This is a genomic window from Dolichospermum circinale AWQC310F (assembly GCF_000426925.1).
GTDB lineage: Bacteria > Cyanobacteriota > Cyanobacteriia > Cyanobacteriales > Nostocaceae > Dolichospermum > Dolichospermum circinale.
The window spans coordinates 178911-192557 of record NZ_KE384663.1 but is presented as its reverse complement, the minus strand read 5'-3'; the positions used below and the strand labels follow the sequence as shown (position 1 = coordinate 192557).

The 13647-nt window shown below is 37.1% G+C and carries 12 protein-coding genes; 4 read left to right on the top strand and 8 right to left on the bottom strand.

The genetic code is table 11. The annotated features are described in order from the left end of the window. Positions 1 to 162 precede the first annotated feature (162 nt). A complete protein-coding gene (gene speA, locus ACIR310F_RS0101315; RefSeq protein WP_028082266.1) occupies positions 163 to 2178 on the top strand; it encodes a biosynthetic arginine decarboxylase in 2016 nt (671 codons plus the stop codon). A gap of 45 nt (positions 2179 to 2223) precedes the next feature. Here speA and ACIR310F_RS23955 read toward each other — a convergent pair whose 3' ends face one another. The 5 genes from ACIR310F_RS23955 to ACIR310F_RS0101300 form a co-directional block, all read right to left on the bottom strand. Then, complete coding sequence (locus ACIR310F_RS23955) at positions 2224 to 2577, bottom strand: hypothetical protein (protein WP_155963566.1); 354 nt, start codon at positions 2575 to 2577, stop codon at positions 2224 to 2226. Then, on the bottom strand, positions 2546 to 3715 hold the full coding sequence (locus ACIR310F_RS0101310; RefSeq protein ID WP_028082265.1) for a sugar phosphate nucleotidyltransferase: 1170 nt from the start codon (positions 3713 to 3715) through the stop codon (positions 2546 to 2548). Before ACIR310F_RS0101310 ends, ACIR310F_RS23955 begins: the two co-directional genes overlap by 32 nt. Positions 3716 to 3795: 80 nt before the next feature. Then, entirely contained in the window at positions 3796 to 4584 is a 789-nt protein-coding gene (locus ACIR310F_RS0101305; protein WP_028082264.1) for a segregation/condensation protein A, read from the bottom strand. A gap of 4 nt (positions 4585 to 4588) precedes the next feature. Further along, positions 4589 to 5002, bottom strand: coding sequence for a hypothetical protein (locus tag ACIR310F_RS25070; RefSeq protein ID WP_155963564.1), 414 nt, complete (start codon positions 5000 to 5002; stop codon positions 4589 to 4591). After that, on the bottom strand, positions 4995 to 6089 hold the full coding sequence (locus tag ACIR310F_RS0101300) for an AI-2E family transporter (protein ID WP_028082263.1): 1095 nt from the start codon (positions 6087 to 6089) through the stop codon (positions 4995 to 4997). The genes ACIR310F_RS25070 and ACIR310F_RS0101300 overlap by 8 nt, the downstream gene beginning before the upstream one ends. A 156-nt stretch (positions 6090 to 6245) precedes the next feature. On the opposite strand from ACIR310F_RS0101300, the gene pdxH reads away from it, so the two are divergent. Together pdxH and ACIR310F_RS0101290 are read left to right on the top strand one after the other, a co-directional pair. Then, the gene (gene pdxH, locus ACIR310F_RS0101295; protein ID WP_028082262.1) at positions 6246 to 6890 is read left to right on the top strand and encodes a pyridoxamine 5'-phosphate oxidase; all 645 of its coding nucleotides are present in this window, start codon (positions 6246 to 6248) and stop codon (positions 6888 to 6890) included. 395 nt (positions 6891 to 7285) lie between these two features. Then, a complete protein-coding gene (locus ACIR310F_RS0101290; RefSeq protein WP_028082261.1) occupies positions 7286 to 8377 on the top strand; it encodes a glycosyltransferase family 4 protein in 1092 nt (363 codons plus the stop codon). 457 nt (positions 8378 to 8834) lie between these two features. On the opposite strand, the gene ACIR310F_RS0101285 is transcribed toward ACIR310F_RS0101290, so the two are convergent. Together ACIR310F_RS0101285 and ACIR310F_RS0101280 are read right to left on the bottom strand one after the other, a co-directional pair. Continuing rightward, entirely contained in the window at positions 8835 to 10151 is a 1317-nt protein-coding gene (locus ACIR310F_RS0101285) for an amino acid permease (RefSeq protein WP_028082260.1), read from the bottom strand. An 84-nt stretch (positions 10152 to 10235) separates the two neighbouring features. Then, positions 10236 to 11438, bottom strand: coding sequence for an AAA family ATPase (locus ACIR310F_RS0101280; protein ID WP_028082259.1), 1203 nt, complete (start codon positions 11436 to 11438; stop codon positions 10236 to 10238). Between the two features lie 558 nt (positions 11439 to 11996). Here ACIR310F_RS0101280 and ACIR310F_RS0101270 point away from each other — a divergent pair. Beyond that, positions 11997 to 12443: a response regulator gene (locus ACIR310F_RS0101270; protein ID WP_028082257.1), complete on the top strand. Its 447-nt coding sequence runs from the start codon at positions 11997 to 11999 to the stop codon at positions 12441 to 12443. Positions 12444 to 12517: 74 nt separating this feature from the next. On the opposite strand, the gene ACIR310F_RS0101265 is transcribed toward ACIR310F_RS0101270, so the two are convergent. After that, positions 12518 to 13633: a sensor histidine kinase gene (locus ACIR310F_RS0101265; protein WP_028082256.1), complete on the bottom strand. Its 1116-nt coding sequence runs from the start codon at positions 13631 to 13633 to the stop codon at positions 12518 to 12520. Between the last annotated feature and the right edge of the window lie 14 nt (positions 13634 to 13647).

The window sequence follows — 13647 nt, the reverse complement described above, 5'->3', positions numbered from 1 at the left end:
AACGAACCACTCCAGGCACAGAGGTCACGGAGAAATGAGGATTTGAGAGATATTTTGCGTAAGTCCTGTTCTTAATCAGAAATTATTTCTAGTCTTATATCCTTTACCAGACTATTTTGTTAAATTGTTAATTCGTGGGCAACACACAGAGGTCAGGAAAAAATGGGTGTCGAGTCAACTGCTGATGAGATTGTAAAAATGCCGCCTAATGGGCATAAAGCTGAATTGAAAAGCCAAAGAGAGAAGAAACTGTTAGTACCTACTAGCATAAGCACGGGAAATTTATCTATTCCCTGGAAAATTGAGAATAGTGAAGACCTTTATCGGATTGAAGGTTGGGGTCGGCCTTATTTCTCGATTAATGCTGCTGGTCATGTGACTGTTTCTCCCAAGGGTGAACGTGGTGGGTCTTTGGACTTGTTTGAGTTGGTTAATGCTCTACAACAGCGTAATTTAGGTCTTCCTATGTTAATCCGCTTTTCCGATATTTTGGAAGACCGCATTGAGCGCTTAAATGCTTGTTTTGCTAAGGCCATCGCCCGCTATAATTACCCTGGTGTCTATCGTGGGGTTTTTCCTGTTAAGTGCAATCAACAACGTCACCTGATTGAAGATTTAGTTCGTTTTGGTAAACCCCATCAATTTGGTTTGGAAGCAGGTTCTAAGCCAGAATTAATGATCGCTTTGGCTTTACTGGATACCCCTGGAGCATTGTTAATTTGCAATGGCTACAAAGACCAGGAATACATCGAAACCGCTATGTTAGCCCAAAGACTAGGACAAACACCAATTATCGTCCTAGAGCAAATTGAAGAGGTGGATTTAGCCATTGCTGCTAGTCGTCAATTAGGAATTAAGCCAATTTTGGGAGTTAGAGCGAAATTAAGCACCCAAGGCATGGGTCGCTGGGGAACTTCTACGGGCGATCGCGCTAAATTTGGCTTAACAATTCCCGAAATTATGGAAGCTGTGGAAAAATTAGGTGCTGCTGACTTACTCGGTTCTCTACAACTGTTACATTTTCACATCGGTTCGCAAATCTCCGCTATCAATGTGATTAAGGATGCCATTCAAGAAGCTAGTCGTATTTACGTAGAATTGGCGATGCTAGGGGCAGATATGAAATACTTGGATGTTGGTGGTGGTTTGGGTGTAGATTATGACGGCTCGCAAACGAACTTCTACACATCAAAAAACTACAATATGCAAAACTATGCTAACGACATTGTAGCCGAGTTAAAAGATACCTGTGATGAACGGCAAATTACCGTACCTACTCTTGTGAGTGAAAGTGGTCGGGCGATTTCTTCTCACCAATCAGTGTTAATTTTTGACGTTCTCAGTACAAGTGATGTCCCCCTTGATCCTCCCGATCCTCCCCAAGACGGAGAATCTCCAATTATTAAATACCTGTGGGAAACTTACCAATCTATCAATAAGGAAAATTACCAAGAATTTTATCACGACGCTGCTCAATTCAAAGAAGAAGCTATCAGTCGCTTTAATTTAGGAATTTTGCGCTTGAATGAACGCGCTAAGGCCGAACGTCTTTACTGGGCTTGTTGTCAAAAAGTTTTAACTATCATCCGTCAGGAAGAATACGTACCTGACGAATTGGAAGACCTAGAAAAAATCATGGCTTCCATTTACTACATCAATCTTTCTGTGTTTCAATCAGCACCAGATTGTTGGGCTATAGATCAACTATTTCCCATTATGCCCATACATCGTCTGGATGAAGAACCAACCCGCAGAGGAATTTTAGCAGACCTCACCTGTGATAGTGATGGGAAAATAGACCGCTTTATAGATTTGCGAGATGTGAAATCAGTGTTAGAATTACACAAATTTCATCCAGGAAAACCCTATTATTTGGGAATGTTCCTGAATGGAGCATACCAGGAAATTATGGGGAATTTACATAATCTCTTTGGTGATACTAACGCCGTTCATATCAATTTAACTCCCAAGGGCTACCAAATTGAACACGTTGTTAAAGGTGATACCATGAGTGAAGTCGTTAGTTACGTTCAATACGATGCTGAAGACATGGTAGAAAATATTCGCCAGCGTTGTGAGCGGGCTTTAGAAGAACAGCACATCACCTTAGCGGAATCTCAGCGACTTCTACAAACTTACGAGCAAAGTTTACAACGGTATACTTACTTAAATAGTTAATAGCCAGTAGTCAGTGGTCATTAGTTAGTAGTCATTGGTCAGTGGTCAGTGGTTATTAGTTAGTAGTAAATTACAGCGGACAACGAACAACGAACAACGGACAATGAACAACGGACAATGAACAACTGACAACTGACAACTGACAACTGACAACTGACAACTGACAACTGACAACTGACAACTGACAACTGACAACTGACCACTGACAACTGACCACTGACAACTGACAATTGACAACTGACAACTGACAACTGACAATTGACAACTGACAATTGACAACTGACAATTGACAACTGACAACTGACAACTGACAACTGACAATTGACAACTAACAACTGACAACGGACAATGAACAACTGACAACTGACTAAATTGAACCTGTTCCCAATAATTCAGCAATGGCTTTATGTTCTAAAGGCGTTTCTATGGGACGAGTTTGACGCGCATCTGTAATCAGCCAATCTAAAGCCGCAGCTTGGACATCAATGGATGCTCCGGTTTTATCTACACAGTAACGCCCAAACACCAGTTTATCAACTAGGCGGACTCCGGGAGCTAAACGGGACCATTCAAAAATCACGCTGTTATCTACAGTAGCCCCACTACAAATCCAGCAATTTGGACCAATCATCGCCGGTCCAATAATCTTTGCTCCATCTTCAATTTTGGTCATTCCACCAATATAAACAGGTCCGGTAATATCAACTTTATCCCAATTTACAGATACATTCAAACCAGTAAAAATACCGGGAGCGACTTCATGTCCGGGGATTTGTACATTTTTGATTTCCCCTGATAAAACACCGCGAATTGCTCGCCAGTAATCGGGAACTTTACCAATATCTACCCATTCAAAATCCATGGGAATAGCATAAAAAGGGGCGTTATCTGCCACAAGTTGGGGAAATAACTGGCTACCAATGTCATATTCTACTCCAGAGGGTATATACTTAAATACTTCTGGCTCGAAAATATAAATACCTGTATTGATATTAGTGCTAAGAGCTTCTTCTATTGGGGGTTTTTCTTGGAAGGCTTTAATGCGATTATCGTCGTCAGTAACTACCACACCATAGCTAGAAACTTCTTCCTTGGGAACTGATTTAGTGATAATGGTAGCGATCGCACCTTTAGATTTATGCCATTTTACCGCCGCAGTTAAGTCTAAATCAATTAAAGCATCACCACACAATACTACAAAGGTATCATCAAAAAACGGTGAGAAGTCTTGAATCCGACGCATACCCCCAGCCGAACCAATGGCTTCCCCCACGAGTTTACCATCATCATCAATTTTACCTTCAAAAGAATAGGCAATCTGCACTCCAAACCGCTGACCATCACGGAAATAACTTTCTATTTCCTCCGCTAAATGGCTGACATTGACCATAATTTGATCAAATCCGTGTTGGCGCAATAATTCCAATAAAAATTCCATGACTGGCTTTTGCAGTATAGGAATCATGGGCTTGGGAATTGTATAGGTAATAGGACGGATACGAGTACCCTTTCCTGCTGCAAGAATCATTGCTTTCATAAAATCTTATTCCTTAGTAATTGGTCAGTTGTCAGTTGTCATTAGGGGATAGAAATTTATGCTCCCCCTGCTCCTGGACTTTAATTAGGTAAACGAATTGAAATTTCCTGGTAAAATTCTTTTTGGAATAACTCCACCTTAGATTGAGCCGAGAGCAGTAGTAAAGCCCAAAAAACGCTAATCATGCTATCATTTTCTAATTCACCATAGTGGCCATTTTTTTCTGGTTGCTTTGTCTGTATCCATAAATCTATCAGTTCTTCTAGATTCCAACATTGTTCCTTGTAAATTTCGTCTTTAGCAGCACTATGTAACACCTGTTCTAGTTCTAACGCGACTTCCGTTAAATTTTCTTGGTGGGCTAACTCTAGGGCTTCCCCCATGGTTTGCACGCTAGACTGGCGCTTAGTTCGCTGAGGTTTATTAGACTTTTCTACCAGTTTTAACTGGCTGGCCATGATTTGCAACTGGTCTATTAACTCTTGTAATGTCACTCGACGTTTTCGAGGTGGCATAGCTGCTGGACGACGACGCAGGTGTTGTTCTAATTGTAAGGGACGGGCTGGAAATGACAATCCATCTTCAATTGCTAATATTGTATCATCTATAACTTCTTCTGGAGTATTATATACCGTTGACAGTTGCATTAATGTATTTGCCTTAAATAATACAAGCTTTGATGCTGATAAAAAAGCCTGTCCAGATTGAGATAAATCACTTTCATAGCCTCTGGTAGTTGCTTCTGGGGACATTAATTTCAAGTAATGATCAATTACCTCAATAACTCGCACGTCCCAAGGGTCAATTTCCCCTTTTTCGGCTTGGGAAATCAGATGTGTAATTGTTTCTAATAATTCAACTGCATCCATCAATTCAAAATTTAATATACCAGAAATCAGAGGTCACGAGAAAGATTTGCACCGATAACTGACAACTGACAACGGACAACTGACAACGGACAACGGACAACTGACAACGGACAACGGACAACTGACAACTGACAACTGACCACTGACAACTGACAACTGACAACTGACAACTGACAACGGACAACGGACAACGGACAACGGACAACTGACAACTGACAACTGACAACTGACAACGGACAACGGACAACGGACAACGGACAACTGACAACGGACAACTGACAACTGACAACGGACAACGGACAACGGACAACGGACAACTGACAACGGACAACTGACAACTGACAACTGACCACTGACAACTGACAACTGACAACTGACAACTGACAACTGACCACTGACCAATGACTAATTTATTCATCTTCCCGAAATTCTGAGCCGTAATTAGCCCGAAAATTTGCCACAAAATCACTATGCTGACTGTTTTTGATCACATCAAAAGTACCTTTGATAGTTCCAGCAATTGGTACAGCCACCAGTGTTCCTAGCAAACCCGCAATTTCAAATCCCATTAAAATGGCGATAAAAATCCACAGGGGGTTGAGTCCGATAAAATTACCCATTAGTTTGGGAGCTAATAGATTATCCTTAATTTGTTGCATGATAACTGCCATTGTAGCGACTGGAAATGCTAACCACCAATTTTGAATTAATACCAACATTGTGACTAAACCAATGCCCAAGGTGGCGCCAACAACGGGAATAAGTCCAGAAATACCGATAATAATAGCAAATAATAGGGCAAATGGTACTCTCAAAAATAAGAAAATGGGCGTCAGGGCTATGATCATAAATAGTCCTAGTAATAATTGACTCAGAAAAAAGTTCTGAAAATTTAATTGTAATGACTTGCTAAAGGGAATACCAATATTTGATGGTAAAAGATTGATTAGTCCAGTCCAGACGTGATCGCCATATATTAACATATAAAAGGCGAGAACAATGACTAATATGACGTTGAGTATTACTGATAATAGCGTTCCCGCAAATCCCACAGCCCCTGAAGCTATTTGCTGAACTAAGTTCTGTATATTAGCATTGATTTGATTTGTCACAATTTTTAAATCTATAGATAACCGCCTTTGCTTCGCTAACATCTCTAAATGATCGAAATTGGCTTGACTAGTCGCTAACCAATCTGGAATCTTATTCAAGAGTTGAATGGTTTGATCAATCAACATTGGTACAAGAGTAACACCTAAAACTATAAATAGAGTTAAGGTAAGTAGTAAAACAATGATCACTGCTTGAGTGCGTTTAATTCTAATATTTTCAAATAACTTGACTGGATAATTCAGTAAAAAAGCCAGAATGGCAGAAATACTGAGGATAGTCAGGGGATTTTGAAAAAAATGAAATAATACAGACATCAGCCAGATATTGAGAGCAATAATTGGTCCACTGAGTCCATAAATTAACAAAGTTTGCAGAGGGGCAAAACGGCGCATCTGATTTAATGTATAAACAGGGGGCTTCAGGGGCTTGCAGGGGAGGGTGGCGTAATTCCCATTCCCTATTGTCCAAAAAACGTACTAATTTTGATCATAGAATGTTTTCCCCAATACTAATATACGCTGAATCTAAATCGTGAGAAAATAAAAATGATAGATAAAAGCATTGCTGATCTTCGTAAAGACTACACCCTAAAAAATTTAAATGAAGAAGAAATTGACCAGAATCCATTTATACAATTTAAAATTTGGTTTAACCAGTCCGTAGCAGCCCAACTACCTGAACCTAATGCTATGACTTTGGCTACCTGTACACCTGATGGTAAGCCTTCGGCAAGAATGGTACTACTCAAGGATATTGACGAACTGGGTTTTGTATTATTTACTAATTACAAGAGTCAAAAAGGACAAGAAATATCAGTAAATCCCCAGGCTGCTTTGGTTTTTTGGTGGGCTGAACTAGAACGTCAAGTCAGAATTGTGGGGACCGTCGAGAAAATTTCCTCAGCACAGTCTGATAGCTATTTTGAAGTGCGTCCACCCTTTAGTCGTTTGGGTGCTTGGGCTTCTAATCAAAGTCAAGTTATTGCCAATAGAGATGTATTAGAAGCACAATTAATAGAATTTCAGCGTCAATATGAAAATCAAGAAGTACCTCGACCTCCTCATTGGGGGGGGTTTCGAGTTATTCCCCAGGAAATTGAGTTTTGGCAAGGAAGATCCAGCCGCTTACATGATCGGTTGCGATATACTCTCGTAGATAATGGAAATTGGAAAATCGAGCGGTTATCACCTTAATTTTAGATTCCCGACTTCTCCAAGCAGTCGGGAATCTTTTTGTGTAGCCTCATAACGCCAGCTATCAAAAATGATTTAATTTTTCTATAAAAAGATACTGATCTAAGAAAAAAACGATGATTATTGATTAATAATTCCTAAGAAGTTACCTGGTAAAGTTATGTTAGATATTTGTTTCTTAAAGTACAGACAAAAGAAAATGTCATTAGGTATTATAAACAGAACTTATCAAAGAGACTAAAATTTATGAATATAGTAGTGATCAGAGTAATTAAAACAGCGGAAAATTTTTAAATACTGATCAGACAAAGGTTTTAAAAGTTGACTACTGATTGCTATATTATTTGTGTTTTTTTGTAAAATTTCAATAGTTTTTAATACAATCTCTTCAATTTATGAGAATTATACATATATTGAATCATATCCAAGAAATCGGTAATGGTATTGTGAATGTAGCTGTTGATCTGGCTTGTTTACAATCCCAAGCGGGTGATCATGTAGCGGTAATTTCAGCAGGAGGAGAATACGAAAAATTATTAAATAAATTTGGGGTTAAACACTATACAATAAACCAAAATCGCCAACCAATAAATATGATCAAAGCGGCGGTAGGTTATCGGAAAATTGTGGGAGAATTTCAGCCAAATATAGTTCATGCTCACATGATGACTGGTGTGGTTTTAGCAAGTGCATTGAGGTGGGGAAATGGATATAATTTAGTGGCTACAGTTCATAATGAATTTCAACGTAGTAGTGTATTAATGGGTTTAGCTGACCGAGTAATTGCTGTTAGTAAAGCCGTTAAAAATTCAATGATAAAACGGGGAATTTCTGAAGCGAAATTACGAGTAATTTGTAATGGAACTTTGGGTAGTCCTCGGACTAGGAAAATCTCCGATTATCAACCTTTAAATTTACACCGTCCTGCGATTGTTACTGTAGCGGGAATGTACAAACGGAAGGGAATTACTGAGTTAATTACAGCTTTTGAGGAAGTTGCTCAAAATTTTCCCACAGTCAATTTATATCTAGTGGGAAATGGACCAGATAAACAAATATTTGAAGCTCAAGCTCAAGCAACGGACGTTAGTGATCAAATTCATTTTGTTGGATTTTGTCCCGAACCACAACGTTATTTACTAGCCTGTGATATTTTTGTCTTAGCTTCCCACCGTGATCCTTGTCCCTTGGTACTTTCAGAAGCGAGGGAAGCTGGGGTAGCTATTGTGGCTACTGAGGTAGACGGAATTCCAGAGGCGTTAGATAATGGGAAAGCGGGAATATTAGTTCCGGCTCAGAATAGCCATAAATTGGCTGAAGCATTAATAAAACTATTGAGTAATACAGATATGCTTCAAGAATGGAAAAATCGGGCGCAAGAAAATTTAGAATGGTTAAATGTTGCCCGTGTACATCAAGAAACATTAGCTGTGTATCATGAGTTCGCTTTTCAGGAAACTCTTTCAAGTTATACACAACTTGATTAATAACGGTAACATCAGGGAAGAATAAACAGGGTAAGTCTGAAAATAGACCATAAGATGTTGATATCGCCAATTTTTATCTACCCAATGGAGGAATCAAGATACATCTAATAAATACTAAATAATTAAATATTCCGATCACCTGACGAACTTTAACAGCACATTCCTTTGTTTGCATTATACAAGCAAGGGATTTTTTTATAAATTTTGAAATGATACTAATTTGATAGAATAATCAGCAATTTATATATCTAAAGGGGGACTGGATTAAACCACTTTAAAGATTATATATTAAATAGCCCGATTACCCTACCGGACTTTAGCTCCAAGTCCTCTTTTGTCATTACCCGACAAGAGAGGTTTTATTCACTTTTGAATATTGATCATCTAGATGATCACAAAAAAGCAAGAAAAAATTAGGTTTTCTGGTGTCATTTTATTAATCGGAAATTAGTCATTTTTAAAACTTATATATTGTTATATATTGAAATTGTCTACCTATCAGAAATATCCCGCCCATAATGATGAATATTAATGTTATTTTTCCTCCCGGAACTAGGGTTTGATGGTTACTATGGAAAAATTCTGGTTTTTGACTTTGTTTCCAACTCATTAATGCTGGCATAATTCCTGCTAAAATAGAAATACTAAACGTACCTGTGTATTCTAAAGCCTGGAAAAATATGGTGGGATTAAATGTTCCTAAACTTAAAGGTGGAAGTAATACCAAGGAATAAAGAGGTAAACGAGAAATTTCGCTTTTAGTGATTAAAGAAATATCTTTGAAAAAATCCGTTAAACCGTAGGTAATACCAATAAATGATGTGACAATGGCAAATTCTGAAAAAATTGATAGCAACATTGCAAACCATTCTCCAGAAGCACCATTGCGGAGGATTTTTAATGGGTCAAATATCCTCTCATTTCCTGGACTAAGTTGTATAATATCTGGAGTCACGCAACCTAAAATAACTGCATTCCAAGCTAAAAACATCAAGAGTGGAATCACAGAACCAATAATAATAGATTGACGAATTTTGGGAATATCTCCTTCTAATTGAGTTACAACCAGCGGGATAACAGAATGGTAGAACATAGCCACATATATAACAGCAAGAGAACCACCAATAGCAGTCCAATTTTGCACTAAGAATTGAGAGCTTTGGATTTGGCTTCCTCCTAATAATAATAAACCCACAAATGCCATGATTAAAATAATGGTAAATATCTCATTTAATTTTTCAATAAAATTATTTTTTCCCCAATAAATCATACTACCAAATATTAGGGAAAAACTCACTGTTCCCGCCCAATGAGGTAAAATATTTTCTAACTTCCAAACTTGATTAACTGTGGTTGTTAAAACTTCTCCACCTTTAGTCATATATGCCACTAACAAAGCATAGTGATTAAATAAATATGCGACTCCAGCAATTCTCGCTCCGACTTTACCAAGAATCTTTTCTACTATTGCTAATAACCCTAAGTGGGGAATACCCTCAATTCGCATGATATTTAAAGTCACTTCCGCAATTATTAAACCAGATAATAAAGTATAAAACCATACAAAAATAATGGCAACTGTAGATGGTATAATCCCAGATGGTAAGGTTACTGCTGGTAGTCCAATAATTCCAGCCCCAACAGTAGTTCCCACAATTAAAGCTGTATTTCCTAAAACACTACCTGGTTGATGTTGAAATTTATTACCATCAAATTCTAGATGAGAAAATAATCGTGTTACCGCTTGTTGATCTTGTCTTTCTTGTCCAATCATAAACTCAAAACTAATTGTTGATGTTCTCAATACAGTTATACCAGATACCTTATTTATAAGATCAGTTGAGGATTTAATAAGTGATTAAACGAACTTCTTGATAAACTCACACATTAAATCTACTCTACCTTTGCGTAACATGGCTGGATCTAATCTCTCAGTGGTATTACAAGTCATTAATACTACTAAGTTTTGCTTCATTTGCATACCAGATTCATCAATTATACTCTGATATAATGTACCATCTAATAAGGCTAAAATATGCTCAGTTTTGTTATTATATTGTGCCACTTCTGAAGCCCGATCTTGAGCTAGATTATCAGCTTCGTTGATGATAATACAAATGCGTTCTAAATATGTTGGCGGGACAAAGTTGGTAATAGCATCATGATCTAAAATGAAAATTACATATCCTAAAGGGACAAGAATTTCTTTAGCTATACTCTGTGTCCATGCTGTTTTTCCTGTACCTGGTGCGCCATGAACTACAACTGCTAATTGGTTTTGATGTAAAATTGTTTGTTGAACTAAGTCGCTAAAATTTTGGATGTCTTGGGGAAATGTCCGCAATGGATATTGACTATGAACTTTCCCCACCCGACTTTGATATCCACTCAGCATTACTGCTAAATCATAGGTCGCTTTATTAATTAAAGGTTTCATATTTTGGGACATTAAAGTATAATTCCTTCTGCCTCTTTCATAGGCTTCAATTTGTAACCAAGTATCATGTTTTGACCAATAAGCATAAACTGTATTTACCACATCTAATCTTTCCCAGTTCACAAATTTTTCTACTGGAAAATAAAAGTCTCTTTCGGAGTAATATTGAGTGATAATATCAGGACGTTCTAATAATTTTAAGACTCGGAGAACGGTGATTTCTTGCAGAAGATTCAGCACATAATCAATAGGAATACTATTGCGGCTCACAAATTGTACAAGCGGTGTTTCTGTACTCAAAATGTCTTTATGGCGCTGTTCTGGAGTGAGCATATCTGGTGTGATATAATTCCAAAATTTCTGAAATTCACCACGAGTATAATCTGAGGCTAAATTTAAAATATTTGCCCACCAAGCATATTCTTTTCTGGCCAAAGCATCAGCATAATAACTGACTAAATTAATACTTTTCTGGGTTAATTCCTGAGTATCATGAGATAAAATTTTCCCGAAATATTCCCAATCAAAATCTCTGTGAAATGGCCGCCAACCACTGGATAACAAGTTTTGACAGTTTTTATTGGTGTTATTACTTTCGTTAGTTCTGAAGTAGTCAAAATCCATAATTTAAATTATTCTCTGCTGAGACAATGATGCACAATTTTTTGTTACAGCCATTATTGGTAATAATTGGTAATATATTATATTACCAAAATTGCAGTTGTGTCAACTATTCTACTCATAATTTACCTGTTTGAGCAATATTAGATGATAAAAACTAAATTTACGTCTGCTATTTTTTCGGCGTTGCTGATTAACAGTATGATTTTATTTCACGCAGAGGCGCAGAGTCTTTTGAGGGTAAGAGGTTCATTTTTTTTGATTTTTCAATTTCATACCTCAATTCAGCAAGGCCAAAGATTAAATAGTAATTTCATGGTTAGTAAAAATAAAAACAATAAACCCTATTTATCGAAGAAGTAGGATAATAAATTTGTTGATTTTTGTAAATAAATTTATTGACAGTTTTGCATATAATCAAAATATATCTACTAAAAGGATTAAAACTAGATTTTTATTTCCTGTTCCAATTACTGAAGATAAACAACCAATGAGAATTTGCGAGTTCGTCTGTTCTACTCATAAAAACGACTACTCCCTATTAACTACTCCGGAGAAGAGATGTATTTAGCACATTCATTTATGAGTGATGAAAAACGACAAAAACATCGACAGCCTTTGGTTTTAGCAGTAGAAGATAATGATGATAGTCTACTGCTAATGAGTTATACCCTAGAATTATTAGGTTGTCGATCTATTTGTCAAAAAGAAGGTTCAAGAACGCTGTTTATGGCTAAGAAGTATCAGCCTGATTTAATTTTATTGGATATTTTCTTACCGGGTATGAGTGGGTTAGATGTTATTCAATGTCTCAAGGGAGAATTATTAACTTGCCATATTCCTGTAGTTGCTGTAACGGTTTTGACTGGAACTGAAGATAAAAAAAGTATTCTCAAAGCTGGTTTTGATGATTACATTAGTAAACCCTATATGATTGAGGAATTAGAAGCAATTATTCGGCGGTTACTAGGTAGAAAATTTCAGCTATGTTCGGTTTCAAGAATATAGCAAAGGAATAGGGAATAGGGAATAGGGAATAGGGAATCAGGTTCAAAGTCCTTGCATTTGTTAATTAATAGTAATCAAGTGATTTTGGGGAATCTGACTGTGAATGTGCTACCTTTACCAAGTTGTGAAGAAAGTTCTATTTTACCTCCATGGGCTTCGATAATACATTGTGAAAGATGCAGTCCTAAACCACTACCTGATCTTTTATTCCTTCCCTGGCGAAATCGCTCAAAAATTGTTTCTTGATCTTCGGCTGCAATACCATAACCTGTATCTTGAACTTCGATGATTATTTGACTGGGATGATTGGTTGGGGATAAGGTTTCAAAAATGCGGACTTCTATGCTACCTGTATCGGTAAATTTGATAGCATTAGCAATGAGATTATTGAATACTCTTCTTAATTCTAAGCGATCGCCGTTAACAATTCCTCCATTATTTTCTGTTTGGTTTAATTCATGGGTATCTAATTTTAAAATTAAGTTTTTCTCAACTGCTAAGGGACTGAGTTCACCCACTACTTCAGTAGCTATTTGTGTTAAGTCGCATGATTCATAGTTTAAGCTTTTTTTCCCAGCTTCAAAACGGTAAACTTCTAAGAGAGTATTCACCATTTCTAGGAGATTTTGATTGCTACGAATCATCATATTAATCGCTTGTTTCATTTCTGGAGAAATCCTACAAAAGACTTCTTGCAAAAAGAAATGTAGCATTCTATCAGCAGCTACTAAAGGAGTGCGTAAATCATGGGTAAGACGAGAAACAAAATCTTCTCGCTGTAGTGTCATTTTTCGCTGTTCGTCAATACTGTGTTTTAATCTTAGCAGCGATCGCACTCTTGCTAATAATTCTTCTGTGTCAAAGGGTTTGCGAATAAAATCGTCAGCACCCGCATCTAAACCTTCCACAACACTAGATTCGTCAAAAGCTGTTAATAGCAAAATCGGAATATAGTTTATTTCTGGATTATTACGGATTCTTCGCGTCACTTCATAGCCATTTATTCCCGGCATCATTACATCTAAAATAATTAGATCCGGTGGAAATTCTACCACGTTTTTTAAAGCTGATTCACCATTAGCAACTGAATCAATATGATATCCTTCATCCTCTAAAATTGCTTCTACTAAAATCAGATTATCTTTAGTATCATCAACTGACAAAATTCGATCTTTTTTGAGAATAGTCATAATTAATCAACCTT

What these genes read in the sequence shown, in the direction of transcription:
- speA (WP_028082266.1), top strand. Translation starts at nt 163, where the DNA reads ATGGGTGTCGAGTCAACTGCTGATGAGATTGTAAAAATGCCGCCTAAT.
- ACIR310F_RS0101310 (WP_028082265.1), bottom strand. Translation starts at nt 3,715, where the DNA reads ATGAAAGCAATGATTCTTGCAGCAGGAAAGGGTACTCGTATCCGTCCT.
- ACIR310F_RS0101305 (WP_028082264.1), bottom strand. Translation starts at nt 4,584, where the DNA reads ATGGATGCAGTTGAATTATTAGAAACAATTACACATCTGATTTCCCAA.
- ACIR310F_RS25070 (WP_155963564.1), bottom strand. Translation starts at nt 5,002, where the DNA reads ATGAATAAATTAGTCATTGGTCAGTGGTCAGTTGTCAGTTGTCAGTTG.
- ACIR310F_RS0101300 (WP_028082263.1), bottom strand. Translation starts at nt 6,089, where the DNA reads ATGCGCCGTTTTGCCCCTCTGCAAACTTTGTTAATTTATGGACTCAGT.
- ACIR310F_RS0101290 (WP_028082261.1), top strand. Translation starts at nt 7,286, where the DNA reads ATGAGAATTATACATATATTGAATCATATCCAAGAAATCGGTAATGGT.
- ACIR310F_RS0101285 (WP_028082260.1), bottom strand. Translation starts at nt 10,151, where the DNA reads ATGATTGGACAAGAAAGACAAGATCAACAAGCGGTAACACGATTATTT.
- ACIR310F_RS0101280 (WP_028082259.1), bottom strand. Translation starts at nt 11,438, where the DNA reads ATGGATTTTGACTACTTCAGAACTAACGAAAGTAATAACACCAATAAA.
- ACIR310F_RS0101270 (WP_028082257.1), top strand. Translation starts at nt 11,997, where the DNA reads ATGTATTTAGCACATTCATTTATGAGTGATGAAAAACGACAAAAACAT.
- ACIR310F_RS0101265 (WP_028082256.1), bottom strand. Translation starts at nt 13,633, where the DNA reads ATGACTATTCTCAAAAAAGATCGAATTTTGTCAGTTGATGATACTAAA.